The sequence below is a fragment of the Arthrobacter sp. TmtSoilC77 genome, from assembly GCF_059739415.1.
The window spans coordinates 2,698,624-2,716,944 of the sequence record NZ_AP046050.1 but is presented as its reverse complement, the minus strand read 5'-3'; the positions used below and the strand labels follow the sequence as shown (position 1 = coordinate 2,716,944).

Here is an 18,321-nt window from a genome sequence, read left to right as displayed (position 1 = left end):
CTGACAGGGGTTTGGCCGTGGGTCTGAAAGAGCTGACACCGCAGGAGCGTTCCGATGCTTTGGATAAGGCTGCAAAGGCGCGTGCTGTGCGGGCCGCAGCCAAAGAACGGCTCAAACGTGGTGAAGTGAGCATTGCTGAGCTGATCTCTTCAGGCACTACGGATGAAGCCATTGCGCGGATGCGGGTGGTGGAGCTCCTGGAGGCCCTCCCAGGCATAGGACCTGTACGTGCGGCCGGGATCATGGCGGACATAGGCATCGCCGCATCCCGGCGCATCAGGGGGTTGGGCATTCACCAGGCCCGGGCGCTGGTAGATTTTATGGATACCCAGCAAAGCGTTTGACGCATCTCCCCGAAGGAATCCGTGAGCAAGAAACCTGGACTGACTGTCCTCGCAGGCCCAACTGCTGTTGGCAAGGGAACCGTATCCACCTACATCAGGGACAACTATCCAGAGGTTTGGCTTTCCGTCTCCGCCACCACCCGCGCCGCGCGTCCAGGGGAGAAGGACGGGGTTCACTACTTCTTCAAGTCCGCCGAAGAGTTTGACTCCCTCGTGGCTGATGGCGAACTCCTGGAGTGGGCCGTGGTGCACGGCCAGAACCGGTACGGCACGCTCCGGAGCACCGTGAATGCTGCCATTGCGGAGGGGAAATCGGTGCTGCTCGAGATTGACCTTCAAGGTGCACGGCAGGTAAAGGCTGCTGTACCGGATGCCAAGTTCGTCTTCCTGGCACCGCCCAGTTGGGAAGAAATGGTGCGGCGGCTTGTGGGCCGCGGCACTGAATCTGCCGAGGAACAGCAGCGCAGGCTGGAAACCGCTAAACTGGAACTTGCTGCTGAACCGGAGTTTGACCACACCGTCATTAATGACGACGTTCGCCGGGCAGCGGACGAGCTTGTTTCACTCATGGGGCTAACCCCGCACGAGCGCTAAGCGCTTGCACTTGTAGGCCCGCTAGAATTTGGAGATTTCGTGTCCACGAACCTTGAAGGCATCATCAACCCGCCGATCGATTCGCTGCTTGAGGCTGCCGATTCCAAGTACGGCCTTGTGATCTTCGGCGCCAAGCGTGCCCGTCAGATCAACGCCTACTACGCCCAGCTGCACGAGGGCCTCTTCGAGTACGTCGGTCCCTTGGTAGACACCAAGCTGAACGAGAAGTCATTGTCGATCGCCCTCCGCGAGATCAACGAAGGCCTCCTGGTTTCCACGCCGATCGAGCCCGCAGAATAAAACAGACTGCCTGTTGACGGAGGTCACGTGCGCATAGTCCTCGGAGTCGGGGGAGGGATCGCAGCCTACAAGGTTGCATCGCTCCTCCGGCTTTTTACTGAAGCCGGACACCAGGTGACGGTGATCCCAACCGAAGCAGCCACCCGTTTCGTCGGTGTTGCCACGTGGGAGGCACTCTCCGGAAACCCGGTGAGCAACAGCGTCTTTGACGACGTCGAGAAGGTCAACCACGTCCGTCTGGGCCACGAGGCTGACTTGATCGTCGTTGCACCGGCCACTGCGGACCTCTTGGCCAAGGCAGCCACAGGCCAGGCCGGTGACCTCCTGACCAATACGCTCCTCATGGCTCACGGTCCGGTGCTGTTCGCTCCTGCAATGCACACGGAAATGTGGCAGCATGCTGCAACCCAGGCCAATGTGGAAACCTTGCGGAGTCGAGGGGTAACAGTCCTGGAACCTGCCAGCGGCCGCCTGACCGGCGCAGATTCGGGCCCCGGCCGCCTGCCCGAACCCGAAGCAATTTTCACGGCCGCCATGGCGTTGGCCGAGGCCGCCACGGAGGTGGATGCGCCCAAGGCCGTACCCGCGGCACACGCTTCCCTTGCTGGCCGAACAGTGACGATTTCGGCCGGTGGTACCAGGGAAGCGCTGGACCCGGTGCGTTTCCTGGGTAACCGGTCCTCGGGAAAGCAGGGTGCTGCCCTGGCCGCGGCTGCGTTGGCTGCCGGTGCCACCGTTCGTTTCCTTGCCGCGCATATGGACGTCGAGCCGCCCGCCGGCGTCGAGCTCGTCCGCGTTGAGTCCGCCCTGGAACTGCGTGATGCAGCGCTGAAAGCGGCCGTGGATTCCGACGTCGTCATCATGGCTGCCGCTGTGGCGGATTTCCGGCCGGCCGAGGTTTCGGACACCAAGATCAAGAAGGTCGACGGCGAGGACGCGCCGTTGGTGCGCCTGGTTCGGAACCCGGACATCCTGCATGAGCTGGTCGAACGGCGCAACGCTGAGGGTGGCCGCCAGTTGATCGTGGGCTTTGCGGCCGAAACTGGCGATGCCCAAGGTGATGTCCTGGAGCATGCCACCGCCAAACTCAAGCGCAAGGGCTGCGACCTCCTGGTGGTCAACCACGTCGGGGTAGGCCGTGTCTTCGGACAGGACGATAACTCGGTGGTGATCCTCTCCGGTCACGGCGCCGAACCGCAGTCCGCGTCCGGATCCAAGTTTGACGTCGCCGCGGCCGTTGTGGATCGGGTGGGCGCCGAATTGGCCAGGGTTTTTCCGGCCCGGTAATGTCCACGGGCGGTAGCTTCCGCCCCGAAATTCTTAGCATAGGGACACACGGCAGATGCCGCCGCCCCGCAACACAGTAAGGTGGTCGAGTGACTTTACCGCTGCACCATGAACATCATGGCACCCCGTCCAAGCTCCGGCTCTTCACGTCCGAGTCGGTCACTGAAGGGCATCCGGACAAGATCTGCGACCAAATCAGTGACGCGATCCTGGATGGGCTGCTGGCTGCTGATCCTGAATCCCGGGTGGCTGTCGAGACCATGGCCACCACCGGCCTGGTCCATGTGGCCGGTGAAGTAACCACTGACGCTTACGTCGAGATTCCGCAGATTGTCCGTGAGACCATTCTCGGCATCGGCTACGACTCTTCGGCCAACGGTTTCGACGGGGCCCGCTGTGGCGTTTCAGTGTCGATCGGACAGCAGTCCAACGACATCGCCGGTGGCGTCTTCAACTCGCTTGAGGCGCGTGAAGGCCGCCAGGAGGACGACTACGATCTCCAAGGCGCGGGCGATCAGGGGATCATGTTCGGTTATGCAAGCGATGAGACCGCTTCGTACATGCCGACGCCCATCTGGCTCGCCCACCGTTTGTCCGAGCGCCTTACCGAGGTCCGCAAGAGCGGCGAACTCGCATACCTCCGTCCGGATGGCAAGACGCAGGTCACGGTTGGGTATGACGGCGATCGCCCGGTTTCGGTTGAAACGGTGGTTATTTCCAGTCAACACGCCGAAGACGCGAGCCTGGAGCAACTGCGCGCCGACCTCGCGAGCCATGTCATCGATCCCGTTCTGGCGGCATCCAACCTTGACATCTCCCATGTAGCCAACATCCTGAACCCTGCAGGTGCCTTCGTCATCGGTGGCCCGGTTGGCGATGCCGGACTGACCGGTCGGAAGATCATTGTCGATACCTATGGCGGATTCTCCCGGCACGGTGGAGGCGCCTTCTCCGGCAAGGACCCGTCCAAGGTAGACCGTTCGGCCGCCTACGCCATGCGCTGGGTTGCCAAGAACGTGGTAGCCGCAGGTCTGGCCAAGCGCGCGGAGATCCAGATTGCCTACGCCATTGGCCAAGCCCGTCCGGTCGGCACGTACGTAGAAACCTTCGGCACGGAAACTGTTGACCCCGCCCGCATCAGCGAGGCCATCAATGAACTTTTCGATCTCCGTCCCCGAGCCATCATCGACGCCTTGGACCTCAAGCGTCCCATTTACACCAAGACGGCGGCTCACGGACACTTCGGGCGCGACGAGCCCGACTTCACTTGGGAGCGCCTGGACCGCGTGGCGGACCTGAAGGAATTCTTCAACGCCTGATCTCCTCGATGTTCGGCCGGTGCCGGCCGTGGGTTTACTGCTTTGTCGGTGGTCCATGATTGGCTGGAGCCAGAGAGATGCCCGCAGTGGGTTTCCCCTACTGCGGGCATCCGTCGTTTAGTCTGCGCGGGAACCCCGTGACAAAAAGTTGGAGGTAGAGAGCATGGCGGGAAATGAAGCCCAGCCCACCCTGCTTCAACCTTCTTTGCTTCAAGGGTTCCCTGACAAGTCTCCCGTCAGTGGACCCCCGTTGGCGGCGGTGAATCCCGTTGCCCGTGTGGTGCTGGAATCTTCCCTGCCACACCTGGACCGGCCGTTCGATTACAGCGTGCCCGCTGAACTCGCTGATTCTGCTGCTCCCGGCGTCCGGGTGAAAGTGAAGTTCAACGGCCAGGAGCTTAACGGCTTCGTGCTGGAACGCGTCGATGCTTCGGATGCCGGCCACCCGCTGACCCCACTTCACAAAGTAGTCTCCACGCTGTCCGTCCTGACGCCCCACATCGCGGAGTTGGCTGGAACGGTAGCCGCGCGCTACGCCGGAACCTTGAGCGATGTCCTGCGCACTGCTGTTCCCCCTCGCGTTGCCAAAGTTGAGAAGGAGCTACTCGCGGGGGACGCAGCACGGGAACCGGACCTTCCGTCTAATGCGCCGGATGCCACCGGCTGGGCTTCCTACTCCAACGGAGCCCCGTACCTCCACCACCTGGCCGGTGGCGGAGTGCCCAAGGCTGTCCTGACGGCGCTGCAGGGATTCGGCCCGGGGGGTTGGCCTTCGCTGGTTGCCGCGGCTGTTGGGGCAGTCCGGGCATCGGGCCGTGGTGCAGTGGTGGTGGTTCCCGATTACAGGGATCTTGAACAGCTGGAGGTGGCCCTGGCCAGGGTCCTGCCACCGGGTGACGTCGCGCGGTTGACGGCCGACGATGGCCAAACTCCCCGCTACCGGAGCTTCCTGCGAATCCTTCGTGGTGAGGCGCGTGTAGCCATTGGTACGAGATCCGCCGCCTATGCGCCGGTTCGGGAGTTGGGACTTGTGGTCTGTTGGGACGACGGCGATGACCTCCATATCGACCAGCGGGCTCCCTACGCACACACGCGGGAAGTACTGCTCCTGCGGGCCGAGCAGGAGAACGCAGCCTGCCTGATGGCATCCCATAGCCGCAGCACCGAACTCCAGCGCCTGGTTGACATGAAATGGGCTGTGCCGATCGAGGCGCCGCGAACGGTCATTCGTTCCACTGTTCCCCGCGTCCTGAACACAGCGGACAGCTTTGAACAGGAACGGGATCCTCTGGCCCGGATTGCACGTTTGCCCGGAGCGGCATGGCGTGCAGCCAAGGAGGGCCTCGAGCACGGCCCTGTGCTGGTGCAGGTTGCCCGTGCCGGCTACGCACCTTCTTTGGCTTGCGAAACATGTCGGGAGCTTGCCCGCTGCAACAACTGCCAAGGACCGCTGGCTATCTCCAGCAGTTCCGCCATGCCGCTTTGCCGCTGGTGTTCCACTCCGGCACCGCAGTGGCATTGCAACCATTGCAACGGCACACAGTTGCGCCGGGTTGCGGCGGGAGCCGTGCGAACGGCGGAGGAACTGGGCCGGGCTTTTCCTGGCCAGACGGTTATCACCTCATCCGGGGAAAACATCAAGGCCACGGTTCCTGATGCTCCGGCATTGGTCATTGCCACGGTCGGCGCGGAACCCGTGGCTCCCCAGGGGTACGCGGCCGCGCTGCTTCTGGATGGTAATTCATTGCTCCGCCGGGAAAACCTGCGGGCCGGCGAGGACACTGTTCGGCGGTGGTTCAACGCGGCGTCGCTGGTGAGACCCTCCAACCAGGGCGGGCTGGTAGTCATCACGGCAGATGACACAACCGCTACCGGGGCCCTGCTGCGCTGGGACGCACCGGGCTACGCGTCGCGTGAACTGGCACTCCGCAAAGAACTCCAGCTTCCCCCGGCAGTGCGGGTAGCTTCAGTGACCGGGCCAAGTGCCGACGTCGCGCATTTTTCCGATACCTTCGAGGCAAGCGTCAAGCTGAAGTCCGGTTCGAAGCTCCGCAGCGCCGGTCCGGCGCCACTTCAGGCAGACGTTCGCACCCTGTACTTCATTCCCTACGCAGACGCCGCAGACGTTACCCGTGCCATGCGTGCCGTCAAGGCAGCGAACGCGGCGAAACGCACAGCCGGGCCAGTCCAACTGCGGCTCGACGGCGTGGATGTTTTGTAGCCTTCAGCTGCTGGTTTCGGCGGGCACGCTAGCGCTTACGAAGCGCCAAGACCTCTTCTGCCGCAGCCAGCAACTGCCGGGCGGATTCGTCCCAGTTGAAGTCTCCAGCACGTTCCACGGACCTGCGGGAACGTTCCTGCCACAATGCGTCATCACCCAGCGCCGTGACAGCCGCAGCGAACTCCGAGGGTGAACCGGGGTCAACATAGCTGACCGCATCGGCGCCCACTTCCCGGAAAATTGGAATGTCGCTGGCGATAACGGGCGTACCCAGGGACATCGCCTCCACCAGGGGCAAGCCATATCCCTCGGCCCGCGACAAGCTGATGAGTGCAGTCGCCCTGGTCAAAAGCTCTTCATACTCGGCGTCTGTTACACCGTTGTGGAACAGGACCTTTGCCCCGTGGGGCACCATGGCCTCGAGTTCGGCCCGACGCTGGGGCGTAATCCGGCTGAGCAAGTGCAGTGTGTAATCCTGCAGGCCTGCCATTCCCCGAATCATGGTTTCCACGTTCTTGTAAGGCATGAACGAACCCATGTACAGCAGGGTCTTATCCGCTCCGGCCGAAGGATCGCGGGGAGTCTGGCCGGGCTGCGGGGCGTTGCCAACGATCCGTACGGGGCGGCGGGTCAAGGTGTACTTGGCCATTAAAGCCTCTGTGGTCCTGCTGATGGTTGCCACCACGTCAGCCCGGTTCAGCAGAAGGCGCTGCGGCCAGAACGCCTTGTGGTACAGCCTCCAGAGCAGGCGCACCGGAGCCGGAAGGAACCCCGGGGGAGCGGGGTGTTCGTAATAGATGAGATCGTGAAGCGTAAGGATCAGGCCATACTTCCGCCCCAAGGTTCCCATCGTTTGCATCGGGCACACCACGACGTCGGCCTTCAGAGGGTTGACTTTACGGGCCACGAACAGCTCGAGTGGGGACAGCGGGCTGTTGACCATCACGTAGGGCACGTCGGGAAGCAACGCCAGCTGGCGTTCGTCATTGATGAGCATGGTGACATCCGCAATTTTGGATGTTGCTGCAATGAGGCTTGAACCGTACCGGCTGATGCCATCGTGGTGGTCCGTCCTGGTGAAGCGGGCGTCGATGACAATTTTCACGCGGGGTGTTCCTCCAGGAATGTGCGGATGGCTGCAGCAGCCGGGGCCGGAGTCTCGTAGTGGATCAAATGCCCGACGTCGGGAATCACTTCCAGCGTGGCCTCCGGAAGGCGTTCCATCAGTTTGTGCTGGTTGGGCAGAGTGGCGATCTCGTCCTTTTCGCCCGCGATCAGCAGCACGGGGAGGCGCAACTCCCCGGCGACGTCGGCCACTGTTCCCGACACGGATGCCTTGAAGGATTCGAGCAGGCTCCTCCGGTCCGCGAATGCGCTGAAGTAGGCATCGTGCTGGCCATGTATGAAGCGACGCAGGTTTTTGTCTTTGGTCTTGGCCATGGTGATACTCATGACGCGGACAATGGCGCGGTTGCGCAGGAGGGCAAGGCCAAGGCGCCTTGGAAGCCTGGCAGACACCTGATAGTAAAACACCGCGAGCTTGGTCATGATCCCCTTGGGACCCTCCAAAGCGGGTGCAGCGATGGGGTTGATAAGGATCAATGGATAAATGGCGCCGGGATTCCGGGCCGCAAAATGGCTCGCGACGATGGAGCCGAAGGAATGGCCCAGCAGCACGGTCTTGGGGCCCAGGCCCAGCGCGGCCATGAAACCGGAGATGAAATGGCCGTAACGCTCAACCGTGTGTTCGTCGTCAAGGAAAGGATCCGAACTGCCAAACGCAGGGAGGTCAGGCATGATGATCCGCATGTCCGGAAGCAGGTCCGCTACACGGAGCAATCCGTGGTGGTCACCCCGAAAACCGTGAATGACCAAAATCGTGCGGGCATCCTGTGTGGGTTTGACGGGTTCGTACGTCCAATACGCCACATTGCTGCCATCGACGTCCACATCAGAGGCGATAGTGCGTCCCTGCAGGGATTTGCTGATGAATTCAAACGGGGCATCTGCGCCTTCCGGGGTTTGCGCGGTGTCCACTTTTTCCATTCGGCCGTTCCTAATTCACGTTGTCCGGGTGCGAGCCCGTGCGGTGGTGGCGTTCAAGCGCCGCCATGCCGTCCATGTCTGCTGCCTCGAGTTCGAAGTCGAAAACGGCAAAGTTCTCCTTGATCCGCCCCGCGGAACTTGCTTTCGGAATGACGAGGTTCCCAAGCTGGAGATGCCACCGGAGGATTATTTGGGCCGGTGTCCTGCCGTACTTGTGAGCCAAATCCGTAATCGCAGGATCGGCAAGGACCTGCCCACGGCCGAGGGGACTCCATGCTTCGGTTCGGATCCCGAGTTGTTCATGCAGTGTCCGCAGCCTGGGCTGCTGAAGCCAGGGGTGCAGCTCTATTTGATTAACGGCCGGGACCACTTCGGCTTTCTGCATGAGTTCTTCCAAGTGCCCGGGCTGGAAGTTCGAAACCCCAATGGCCCGGACTTTGCCTTCCCTGTACAGGGTTTCCATGGCTTTGTAGGTCTCCACGAACAGGCCTCGTCCGGCACACGGCCAGTGGATGAGGTAAAGATCCACGTAGTCCAGTCCGAGGTTGGCCATGGATGAATCGAAAGCCCGGAGCGTGGAGTCGTAACCGTGGTCGTCATTCCAGACCTTGGTGGTGACAAAGACGTCTTCCCGGGTCAGGGCATGCACGGATTCGCCGGAACCACCCGTGCCGAGATTTGCCTCATTGGCATCGCCGATTGCACCACCGATCGCGCGGCCTACGCCTACTTCGTTGCGATACATGGCGGCGGTATCGAACCGCCGATAGCCTTCGCCGAGGGCAGTGCTCACCAAAGCTTCAGCTCCTTTGGGCGGCACCTTATAGAGTCCGAATCCCAGGCGGTCCATCATCACGCCGTTGTTCAATGTCAGCCGGGCCGGGAATCTCATATCAACGACTCTACCCATTCCCCGGCCGAAAGCCTCAGGACTGGCCATTGAAACTCACCAGGCGTCGCGCCGAGGCTTCGTCGAGGATGAGGTCAGTGGCAAGTCCGGCTGCCAGGGCGCCCTGCAGGCCGTTGATTTTGGAGGCACCGGACACGACGCAAATCCGGCGTCGTACCTGCCGTAGCTGTTCATGGCTTGGACCAGTCGACCGCTCGTTCAGGGTAATGCCGTCAGATGATCCATCACTGCGGAAGAAGACCGTGGCTACGTCGCCCACCACGTCGTCGGCGGCCAACATGCTGAGGTCTTGTTCGTCGAGGTAGCCGCCGGCATACACATGGCTTGGATAGTCCGAATCAACGGATCCAACACCGAAAATGGCGATGCTCATGCGCGCCTGCAGATCCAGGATGCGTTGAACGCTGCGTTCATTCCACATGGCCGTCTTGGTGGCCGCGTGATCGAAAAACGCCGGCACGGGAAATTGTTCGACCCGCGCTCCGTAGGCGCTGCCGAAGCGCCGCATGATGTCGCTCGCGTAGGTGATGCCGGTTGTTTGCATGTTCCCGGCGCCGTTGAGTTGGACAACGATGGTGTCGTGCGTGACTTTCCGGGTCAGGTGCCGGCTTACAGCGCTGAGCGTTGCACCCCAGGCAATGCCGATGATGGCATTGGAATCCACCAGGGGTCCTATGGTCCGAGCTGCCTGCATGGCCACGCGGTCCAGCGTCTCAGCCTCGTTCAAGGTGTCAAGCACGGGCACTACGTGGACGTCCACCTTGAATTTCTCGCGAATCTGGCTCTCAAGCTCGGGGGCGGTATCAAACGGGCTGCGGATCTGGACCTGGACCAAGCCTGTTTCCCGGGCGGAAGACAAGAGCCTTGAAACAGTGGAGCGCGAGGTCCGCAACTCACGCGCAATGGCGTCCATGGTCAGGTCCTGCAGGTAGTACATCTGTGCGGCCCGGAGGGCATCCGAGTGACGTGAGCGTCCCATCTCATTTCCTTACTGCACGTTTGTGCATATAGCTTGACTCCATTTTCCACCTTCGCCAGATTAGTGGTGAAAGGTGCAGCGAACGTAACGCCGCGCACAAACCAAGCCCAAGGGAGCAGTTTTGGGACACAACAGGATTTCTACCTCCTCTGATGCGCATCGGCGTGAGTCTGTAACCGCCTTGCGGGAGCGGCCGTCGGCGAAGGTGCTGATTATCGGCGGGGGTATCAACGGCGTAGGGACCTTCCGTGACCTGGCCTTGCAGGGCATTGATGTTGCGCTTGTGGAGCGTGGTGACTACTGCCAGGGCGCAAGCGGTGCATCGTCGCACATGATCCATGGCGGCATCCGCTACTTGGAGAACGGTGAGTTCCGCCTTGTCAAGGAATCAGTGGTGGAGCGCAACCGCCTTCTTCGGATCGCCCCGCATTACGTCAAGCCGCTGCAGACCACCATTCCCATCTTCAGCACCTTCTCCGGCATCCTGTCCGCGCCCATTCGCTTCCTCACCCACAAACAGGGCAAACCGAACGAACGCGGCGCCTTCCTCATCAAGCTCGGCCTGAGCATGTACGACTTCTTCTCCCGTGACGGCGGCAGCGTCCCCCGGCACCAGTTCCGCGGCAAGGACAAGGCTTTGGCGGAGCTGCCCAAGCTGCACCCGGGAATCAAGTACACGGCAACCTACTTTGACGCGTCCGTCCACAACCCTGAGCGGCTCACCCTGGACGTGCTTCAGGATGGCGAGAAGGCCGGGCGCGGTGGTGGCCTGCCTGGCGGGACGGCCCGGGCCAGCAACTACGTCTCGCTGGTTTCCATGGGTACTGACGGAGTCCGGCTACGCGACGAATTGAGCGGCAAGGAGTTCGATTTCCAGGCAGACGTCATCGTCAACACCACCGGTGCGTGGGTGGACCTCACCAACCAGGCCATGGGAGCCGCCAGCCAGTTCATGGGCGGCACCAAGGGCTCGCACATTGTGCTGGACCACCCTGGGCTGCTGGCCGCCTGCAATGGCCGGGAGATCTTCTTCGAACACACGGACGGCCGCATCGTCCTTATTTACCCGATGGGGGACCGGGTGCTGGTGGGCACCACGGACGTCGACGCCGACATGTCAGAAGACGCCGTCTGTACCGAATCCGAAATCGACTACTTCTTCGACCTGATCGGCCACGTGTTCCCCACAATCAAGGTGGACCGCGACCAGATCGTCTACAGCTTCGCCGGAGTCCGTCCACTGCCGCGCCACGACGCAACCCAACCGGGATTTGTCTCAAGGGACTACAGGATCGAACGCAGCGTCCGCACCGGCGAAGGTGCCATGGCTACGCCAGGCGGCAAGGCCGCCGTCGTACTGAGCCTGGTAGGTGGCAAGTGGACTACTTTCCGGGCACTGGCCGAACACATGACCAACGACGTTCTTCGCGAACTTGGTCGGGAACGGAAAATTTCGACGGCGAAACTCGCCATCGGCGGCGGCGCTGGCTTCCCTGCCACGGAACAAGGTGAGCAGGAGTGGATCAAGAAGCACATGGGGCCCGGACTGGACGCGGACCGCGTGGCTGGACTCCTGACGCGGTATGGAACACGGGCAGAGACCGTCATCGATTACCTGAACGCAGGACACGACGCGCCGCTTCGTTCAACCCGGGAACTCAGTGTTCGCGAGTTGGCATTCATGGCCGAAAACGAGCAGGTCGGGCATCTGGTGGATGTCCTCATCCGACGTACGTCCCTCGCGTTCCGCGGCCTGGTGACCGGCGAGTTGCTGAACGAAATTGCTGCAGCATTGGCTGAACCGCTTGGGTGGGATGCCGCTGACCGTGAGGCAGAAGTGCGGCACGCCCAGGAAGTGCTGCGGCGGTTCCACAAGGTTGACGTGCACAGTCTCGTGGCTTGAGGCTGCCCACACAAAATGCTTGATCGTCCCACTGTGTGGCCAGGAAGCCAGACGACAGGGACGGCAAACGGGGTAGGTGAGCCCCTTGGGGGCTCACCACACCGGGATGGTTGCGGAAAACGGAACTGTCCCAACAGCCTCTTCAACCCGCGAGGAGGCTGACAACAGAAAAATGAGGAGTCAAAGATGTCTCTTGGAATAGTTTTCCTTTCCGAAGTATTCGGAACCATGATGCTGACCCTGCTGGGTTGTGGCGTCGTGGCCAACGTTGCGCTCAAAGGCACCAAGGGCAACAACGGTGGATTCTTGATGGTGACCTGGGGCTGGGGTATTGCGGTCTTCGCGGGCGTTTTCGTGGCCGCCAAGTCCGGTGCGCACCTGAACCCGGCTGTCACCTTGGGCCTGCTCGTCAAGGGAAGCAAGGAATACGCGCCCGATGTCAGCGTGGACTTCGCTTCCACCTTGACGTACTTCGGCGGCGAACTGCTGGGGGCATTCCTGGGCGCCGTTGTTTGCTGGCTCGCTTACAAGCAGCACTTCGATGAGGAGCCGCTGGCAGCAAACAAGCTGGGAACGTTCTCCACCGGGCCTGCCATCCGTTCAACCCCGTGGAACCTCATCACCGAAATCATTGGCACGTTCGTCCTGGTTTTCGTCATCCTGACTTTCGGCGGCACCCCCTCGGGCCTGGGCCCGTTGGCGGTAGCGCTGCTCGTGGTCGGTATCGGTGTGTCCATCGGTGGCCCCACCGGTTACGCCATCAACCCGGCACGTGACCTTGGACCCCGCATCGCGCACGCCATCCTCCCCATCAAGGGCAAGGGTTCCAGCGACTGGGCCTACTCCTGGATCCCTGTCGTTGGGCCCCTTGTCGGCGGTACGCTGGCAGGCCTCATGGCCAACATCGTTCCAGGGATCATGCCGTCCGTCGCCGGCTAGACACCCTTACGCGGCAATACGCCCTACCCGATCAATAATCGCCAATAACCACTGAGACAAGGACGTCACCATGAATCAATACGTCATCGCCATCGACCAAGGCACCACCAGCTCCCGCGCCATCGTCTTTGACCACTCCGGCAACATTGTGTCAACGGGACAGATGGAACATGAGCAGATCTTCCCGCAGGCAGGTTGGGTCGAGCACAACCCCGCCGAGATCTGGAACAACACCCGGGAGGTCATAGGTTCAGCGTTGTCGAAGGCGAACTTGACGCGGCACGATATTGCCGCCGTCGGAATCACCAACCAGCGTGAAACCGCCGTGGTCTGGGACAAGAACACGGGCGAGGCGGTTTACAACGCCATCGTCTGGCAGGACACACGGACCCAGCCCATTGTGGACGAGCTTGCCAGGGACGGTGGACCTGAACGGTTCAAACAGAAGGTTGGACTGCCCCTGGCTACCTACTTCTCCGGAACCAAGATCAAGTGGATCCTGGACAACGTCGACGGCGCCCGCGAACGCGCAGAAGCCGGCGACCTCTTGTTTGGGAACACCGACGCCTGGGTTCTCTGGAACCTGACAGGTGGAGTCGACGGCGGCGTGCACGTCACTGACGTAACCAACGCGTCCCGCACTATGTTCATGGACCTTGAAACGCTGCAATGGGACCAGGAAATTCTTGACGTCTTCGGCGTCCCGGCCTCCATGATGCCCGCCATCAAATCCTCCTCCGAGGTCTACGGACACGTCCACACCTCCCAGTTGCTGCGCGAAGTTCCCGTGGCCGGCATCCTGGGCGACCAGCAAGCCGCGACATTTGGTCAAGCCGCGTTCCAAGCCGGTGAAGCGAAAAACACCTACGGCACGGGTTGCTTCCTGATCTTCAACACCGGCGAGGAAATCGTCCACTCCAAGAACGGTCTGCTCACCACCCTGGGATACAAGCTCGGCGACGACAAGCCCCACTACGCCCTGGAAGGTTCCATCGCCGTCACCGGTTCCCTGATTCAGTGGCTGCGTGACAACCTCGGCATGATCAGCTCCGCACCCCAGGTGGAAGAACTCGCCGCCGCAGTCGAAGACAACGGTGGCGTGTACATCGTCCCCGCGTTCTCCGGATTGTTCGCTCCGTATTGGAGGGCTGACGCGCGAGGCGCGATCGTAGGCCTCACCCGCTTCGCCAACAAGGGCCACATTGCGCGTGCTGCGCTTGAAGCGACTGCGTTCCAGACCCGCGAGGTACTCGACGCCGTCAACGCGGACTCGGGTGTGCCCCTCACCGAACTGAAGGTCGACGGCGGCATGGTCGCCAACGAGGCACTCATGCAGTTCCAGGCCGACATCCTCGGCGTACCGGTAGTCCGCCCGAAGGTGGTTGAAACCACCGCCCTGGGCGCCGCGTACGCTGCAGGCCTGGCCGTCGGATTCTGGAAGGACCTGGGCGAACTCAGCGCCAACTGGGGCGAGGACAAGCGCTGGGAACCGCAGCTGCCTGCCGAAGAGCAGGAGCGTCAGCTGCGGCTCTGGAAGAAGGCCGTGACAAAGTCCATGGATTGGGTCGACGAGGACGTTAAGTAAGGCCAGGGACATGACGCCTTAGCTGTTAAGGGGGCCCCGCCCGCTACGCGGACGCCCGAAGCCGCTCCCGGGCCCCCTTAACAGCACGGCGTCATCAAGCCGGCCTTCTGTAAGCCGCTCCATGCACCCAGCCCATGGGTTTGGTGCGGTAAGGTGTTTGTATGCGTGCGATCCTTCTGCTTAGCTAGCCGCCCGGCAATCAACAGCCGAGCGGCCGCCCCTCCATTGTCGAGGGGCTTTTGTGTGTCCGGGGCTTTACCTGGAGCGCAGCAGGAGGCAAAACCGCCATCGAAGAACAGAAGAGGGCAGCAGTGAGCGTTCAGCCGGAGACAGAGACCGGAACAGCACAGACAGCCGCAGCTGGAGCGCCTGAAGAAGGCGTCTACAGCTTCGCCGCGATGGAAGCCAAGTGGCCGCAGGTCTGGGAAGACCTCAAGGTGTTCACTCCACTTGACGATGGTTCGCGGGAACGCCGCTACGTGCTGGACATGTTCCCCTACCCCTCAGGCGACCTCCACATGGGGCACGCCGAGGCGTTTGCCATGGGCGACGTCGTAGCGCGCTACCTGCGCCAGAAGGGCTACGACGTCCTGCACCCCATCGGTTGGGACTCGTTCGGCCTCCCCGCTGAGAACGCGGCAATTAAGCGCAACGCCCACCCCAGCGAGTGGACCTACGCCAACATCGACACCCAGGCTGCCTCGTTCAAACGCTACGCCATTTCGGCCGACTGGTCCCGGCGCCTGCATACGTCCGACCCCGAGTACTACCGGTGGACCCAGTGGCTGTTCAAGCGCTTCTACGAGCGTGGCTTGGCGTACCGCAAGGACTCGCCCGTCAACTGGTGCCCCAAGGACCTCACCGTCCTCGCGAACGAGCAAGTAGTCAACGGTGCCTGTGAGCGCTGTGGGACGGCAGTCACCAAGAAGTCCCTGAACCAGTGGTACTTCAAGATCACCGAGTACGCCGACCGCCTGCTCGAGGACATGGACCAGCTCCAGGGCCACTGGCCCGAGCGCGTGCTGGCCATGCAGCGGAACTGGATCGGCCGCTCCGAGGGCGCCCACGTCCGCTTTGTCATCGAGGGCACCCAGGACCGGGCAGAGCGCGAAGTCACCGTCTTCACCACCCGCCCGGACACCCTTTACGGCGCAACATTCTTCGTGGTTGCTGCGGATGCGCATTTGGCCCTGGACCTCGTCACACCTGAACAGCATGACGAACTCATGGCCTACCGGGAAAAGGTCAAGGCCCTCTCCGAGATCGAGCGCCAGTCCACCGAGCGCGAGAAAACCGGTGTCTTTACCGGACGCTACGCCATCAATCCGCTCAACGGTGAGAAGCTCCCTGTTTGGGCAGCCGACTACGTTCTGGCCGACTACGGCACTGGAGCCATCATGGCTGTTCCAGCGCACGACCAACGCGACCTCGATTTCGCCAAGGCGTTTGGCCTGCCCGTGCGCGCCGTACTGGATACAGGCGAGGAAGACCCCGCCGAGACCGGTGTTGCCACTGCGGGCGAAGGACAGCTCAAGAACTCCGGCGACTTGGATGGCCTGTCCAAGTCGGAGGCCATCCCGGCCGCCATCGGGATCCTGGAGAAGTTGGGAACCGGCGAGAAGTTCGTCAACTTCCGGCTCCGCGACTGGCTGCTCAGCCGCCAGCGCTTCTGGGGCACGCCCATCCCGATCATTCACTGCGCCGAATGCGGCGAAGTGCCCGTTCCCGACGACCAATTGCCCGTGAAGCTGCCCGAAGACCTGCGCGGAGAGGCGCTGGCGCCCAAGGGCACCTCACCGCTGGCCGCCGCCGTCGAATGGGTCAATGTCGAGTGCCCCAACTGCGGCAGGGCAGCGCAGCGCGACACGGACACCATGGATACGTTCGTGGACTCTTCCTGGTACTTCCTGCGGTTCGTCTCGCCCCACTACACCGAGGGCCCGTTTGATCCGGCGAAGATCAATGACTGGATGCCCGTGGGACAGTACGTGGGCGGCGTGGAGCACGCCATCCTGCATCTGCTCTACGCCCGGTTCTTTACCAAGGTCATCAAGGACATCGGCCTGATCGACGCCAGCGAGCCCTTCAGCGCGCTGCTCAACCAGGGCCAGGTGCTCAATGGCGGCAAGGCCATGAGCAAGTCCCTTGGCAATGGTGTGGACCTTGGCGAGCAGTTGGACAAGTTCGGCGTTGACGCCGTTCGCCTGACCATGGTCTTCGCCTCGCCCCCTGAGGACGATGTTGACTGGGCGGACGTCTCGCCGTCCGGTTCGGCCAAGTTCCTGGCCCGTGCCTGGCGCCTGGGCCAGGACGTCACCAGCGAACCCGGAACCGATGCCAGTGCCGGTGACCGCGCCTTGCGCACGGTGACCCACAAGACCATCGCTGATGCCGGTGAACTGTTGGACAACAACAAGTTCAACGTCGTAGTGGCACGGCTCATGGAGTTGGTCAACGCGACGCGTAAGACCATCGACTCCGGAGCGGGTGGAGCAGACCCCGCCGTGCGCGAGGCCGTTGAGGCCGTCGCTGTGATCCTGAGCCTTTTTGCCCCGTACACGGCAGAAGATCTCTGGAACACACTGGGACACCCTGCCTCCGTGGCCAATGCCGGCTGGCCAAAGCACGACGACGCCCTGCTCGTCCAGGACACCGTCACCGCCGTTGTGCAGGTCCAGGGCAAGGTCCGCGACAGGCTCGAAGTATCGCCGGACATCAGCGAGGACGAACTGCGCGAACTGGCACTCGCATCCGAAAATGTCCAGCGCGCCATGGACGGCCGTGGCATCCGCACCGTAATCGTGCGGGCGCCTAAACTGGTGAACATCGTCCCCGCCTAACCAGGCATCACGGACTTTGCGGCCGCCGGCATTTGTGCCGGCGGCCGGTCACCATTGTTGGAGGTTGCGTGCCCGAGCGAGAACCACCTGCCTGGATGTGGCTCAAGGAACGGCTGTCCCGCCTCCGGCAGCCCGCGCTCCCGGTTCCCATTGCCGATGAGGCGCTTCCCGCCGTAGTAAAGACCGCCGTGGTAACTGATTCGGCAGCCGCCCTGCCAGCGGACTGGGTGGCGGCCTTTGCCGCGGACGGGCGCCTGGCCGTCGTTCCCATGCCCGTCATGGTGGGAAGCGAAATCTACGGTGAGGGCGAAGACGACATCACCGAAACGTTGGCCGTTGCCTTGGCGTCGGGCGCATCCGTGAAGACATCCCGGCCCTCGCCCGGCCAGTTTGAACAGGCCTATCGTGCCGCGCAGAACCGCGGGTTCGAAGCCGTGGTGTCCATCCATATTTCCGCCGAATTGTCCGGAACCGCCGATGCCGCGCGTCTTGCTGCGGCACGGGTTGGTATCCCGGTGGAGGTACTGGACTCACGCACCGTCGGAATGGCGCAAGGCATGGGAGTGCAGAGCGCCGTGGTTGCTGCGGCCGCTGGCCTGCCCGCAGCTGAAGTCCGCGCTTTTGCGGAAAAGCGCATGGAACGTACCAAGGTCTACTTCTACGTTCCGAGCCTGGAGCAGCTCAGGCGTGGGGGACGCATTGGAGCCGCGGCATCGCTGCTGGGGACGGTGCTGGCCATCAAGCCAATACTTGCGGTCGACGGCGGCAGGATCGTTCCGTTGGAAAAGGTCCGCTCCGCTGTGCGCGCTGTAGCCCGGCTTGAGGAGATCGTGGCGGCCGATGTCGCTTCCAGACCTGCTGGTCAGCAACGGCTGGCGGTTCATCACTTTGGTAACCAGCTGGAGGCCGAAGCGTTGGCCGCACGCCTTCGGGACAAATGCCCGGACTGTCCTCCCGCCCAGATCAGTGCCCTCCCCGCAGTCCTCGCGGCGCACGCGGGTTTGGGTGTACTGGCGGTTATCGTGGGGGAGAGCAGCACACCCACGTGAGCTTT

The 18,321-nt window shown here is 62.3% G+C and carries 15 protein-coding genes; 11 read left to right on the top strand and 4 right to left on the bottom strand.

Features of this window, described 5'->3' with window-relative positions; all coding sequences use genetic code 11:
• Positions 1-17: 17 nt before the first annotated feature.
• From mihF to AC6I99_RS12440, 6 genes are all read left to right on the top strand, one after another.
• Positions 18-344 (top strand): integration host factor, actinobacterial type, encoded by a 327-nt coding sequence (gene mihF, locus AC6I99_RS12465; protein ID WP_224164465.1) that lies wholly within the window; start codon positions 18-20, stop codon positions 342-344.
• 21 nt (positions 345-365) lie between these two features.
• Positions 366-938: a guanylate kinase gene (gmk, locus tag AC6I99_RS12460; protein WP_224090532.1), complete on the top strand. Its 573-nt coding sequence runs from the start codon at positions 366-368 to the stop codon at positions 936-938.
• Positions 939-977: 39 nt separating this feature from the next.
• On the top strand, positions 978-1,238 hold the full coding sequence (rpoZ, locus tag AC6I99_RS12455; RefSeq protein ID WP_017197559.1) for a DNA-directed RNA polymerase subunit omega: 261 nt from the start codon (positions 978-980) through the stop codon (positions 1,236-1,238).
• A gap of 27 nt (positions 1,239-1,265) precedes the next feature.
• Positions 1,266-2,525, top strand: a complete 1,260-nt coding sequence (gene coaBC / locus AC6I99_RS12450; protein ID WP_497961034.1) for a bifunctional phosphopantothenoylcysteine decarboxylase/phosphopantothenate--cysteine ligase CoaBC — start codon at positions 1,266-1,268, stop codon at positions 2,523-2,525.
• Between the two features lie 89 nt (positions 2,526-2,614).
• Complete coding sequence (gene metK, locus AC6I99_RS12445; RefSeq protein ID WP_224090531.1) at positions 2,615-3,844, top strand: methionine adenosyltransferase; 1,230 nt, start codon at positions 2,615-2,617, stop codon at positions 3,842-3,844.
• A 163-nt stretch (positions 3,845-4,007) separates the two neighbouring features.
• The gene (locus tag AC6I99_RS12440) at positions 4,008-6,065 is read left to right on the top strand and encodes a primosomal protein N' (protein WP_497961033.1); all 2,058 of its coding nucleotides are present in this window, start codon (positions 4,008-4,010) and stop codon (positions 6,063-6,065) included.
• Between the two features lie 28 nt (positions 6,066-6,093).
• On the opposite strand, the gene AC6I99_RS12435 is transcribed toward AC6I99_RS12440, so the two are convergent.
• Genes AC6I99_RS12435 through AC6I99_RS12420 form a run of 4 tightly spaced genes read right to left on the bottom strand, consistent with a single transcriptional unit; the run spans position 6,094 to position 10,000 of the window.
• Positions 6,094-7,170: a glycosyltransferase family 4 protein gene (locus tag AC6I99_RS12435; RefSeq protein ID WP_497944969.1), complete on the bottom strand. Its 1,077-nt coding sequence runs from the start codon at positions 7,168-7,170 to the stop codon at positions 6,094-6,096.
• Positions 7,167-8,111, bottom strand: coding sequence for an alpha/beta fold hydrolase (locus AC6I99_RS12430; RefSeq protein ID WP_224164461.1), 945 nt, complete (start codon positions 8,109-8,111; stop codon positions 7,167-7,169). The genes AC6I99_RS12435 and AC6I99_RS12430 overlap by 4 nt, the downstream gene beginning before the upstream one ends.
• A gap of 10 nt (positions 8,112-8,121) precedes the next feature.
• On the bottom strand, positions 8,122-9,003 hold the full coding sequence (locus AC6I99_RS12425; RefSeq protein ID WP_224090527.1) for an aldo/keto reductase: 882 nt from the start codon (positions 9,001-9,003) through the stop codon (positions 8,122-8,124).
• Positions 9,004-9,037: 34 nt separating this feature from the next.
• Positions 9,038-10,000 (bottom strand): sugar-binding transcriptional regulator, encoded by a 963-nt coding sequence (locus tag AC6I99_RS12420; RefSeq protein WP_224090525.1) that lies wholly within the window; start codon positions 9,998-10,000, stop codon positions 9,038-9,040.
• A 121-nt stretch (positions 10,001-10,121) separates the two neighbouring features.
• Here AC6I99_RS12420 and AC6I99_RS12415 point away from each other — a divergent pair, with 121 nt between their 5' ends.
• The 5 genes from AC6I99_RS12415 to AC6I99_RS12395 all read left to right on the top strand — a co-directional run bounded on the left by AC6I99_RS12415 (position 10,122) and on the right by AC6I99_RS12395 (position 18,316).
• On the top strand, positions 10,122-11,903 hold the full coding sequence (locus tag AC6I99_RS12415) for a glycerol-3-phosphate dehydrogenase/oxidase (RefSeq protein ID WP_497961032.1): 1,782 nt from the start codon (positions 10,122-10,124) through the stop codon (positions 11,901-11,903).
• Positions 11,904-12,089: 186 nt separating this feature from the next.
• Positions 12,090-12,842 (top strand): MIP/aquaporin family protein, encoded by a 753-nt coding sequence (locus AC6I99_RS12410; protein WP_224090521.1) that lies wholly within the window; start codon positions 12,090-12,092, stop codon positions 12,840-12,842.
• A gap of 70 nt (positions 12,843-12,912) precedes the next feature.
• Positions 12,913-14,427 carry a glycerol kinase GlpK gene (gene glpK, locus AC6I99_RS12405; protein WP_497961031.1) on the top strand — a complete coding sequence of 505 codons (1,515 nt, stop codon included), beginning with the start codon at positions 12,913-12,915 and terminating at the stop codon, positions 14,425-14,427.
• Positions 14,428-14,738: 311 nt separating this feature from the next.
• Positions 14,739-17,267, top strand: a complete 2,529-nt coding sequence (gene leuS, locus AC6I99_RS12400; RefSeq protein ID WP_497961030.1) for a leucine--tRNA ligase — start codon at positions 14,739-14,741, stop codon at positions 17,265-17,267.
• A gap of 68 nt (positions 17,268-17,335) precedes the next feature.
• The gene (locus AC6I99_RS12395) at positions 17,336-18,316 is read left to right on the top strand and encodes a DegV family protein (RefSeq protein WP_224090513.1); all 981 of its coding nucleotides are present in this window, start codon (positions 17,336-17,338) and stop codon (positions 18,314-18,316) included.
• Positions 18,317-18,321: the final 5 nt, after the last annotated feature.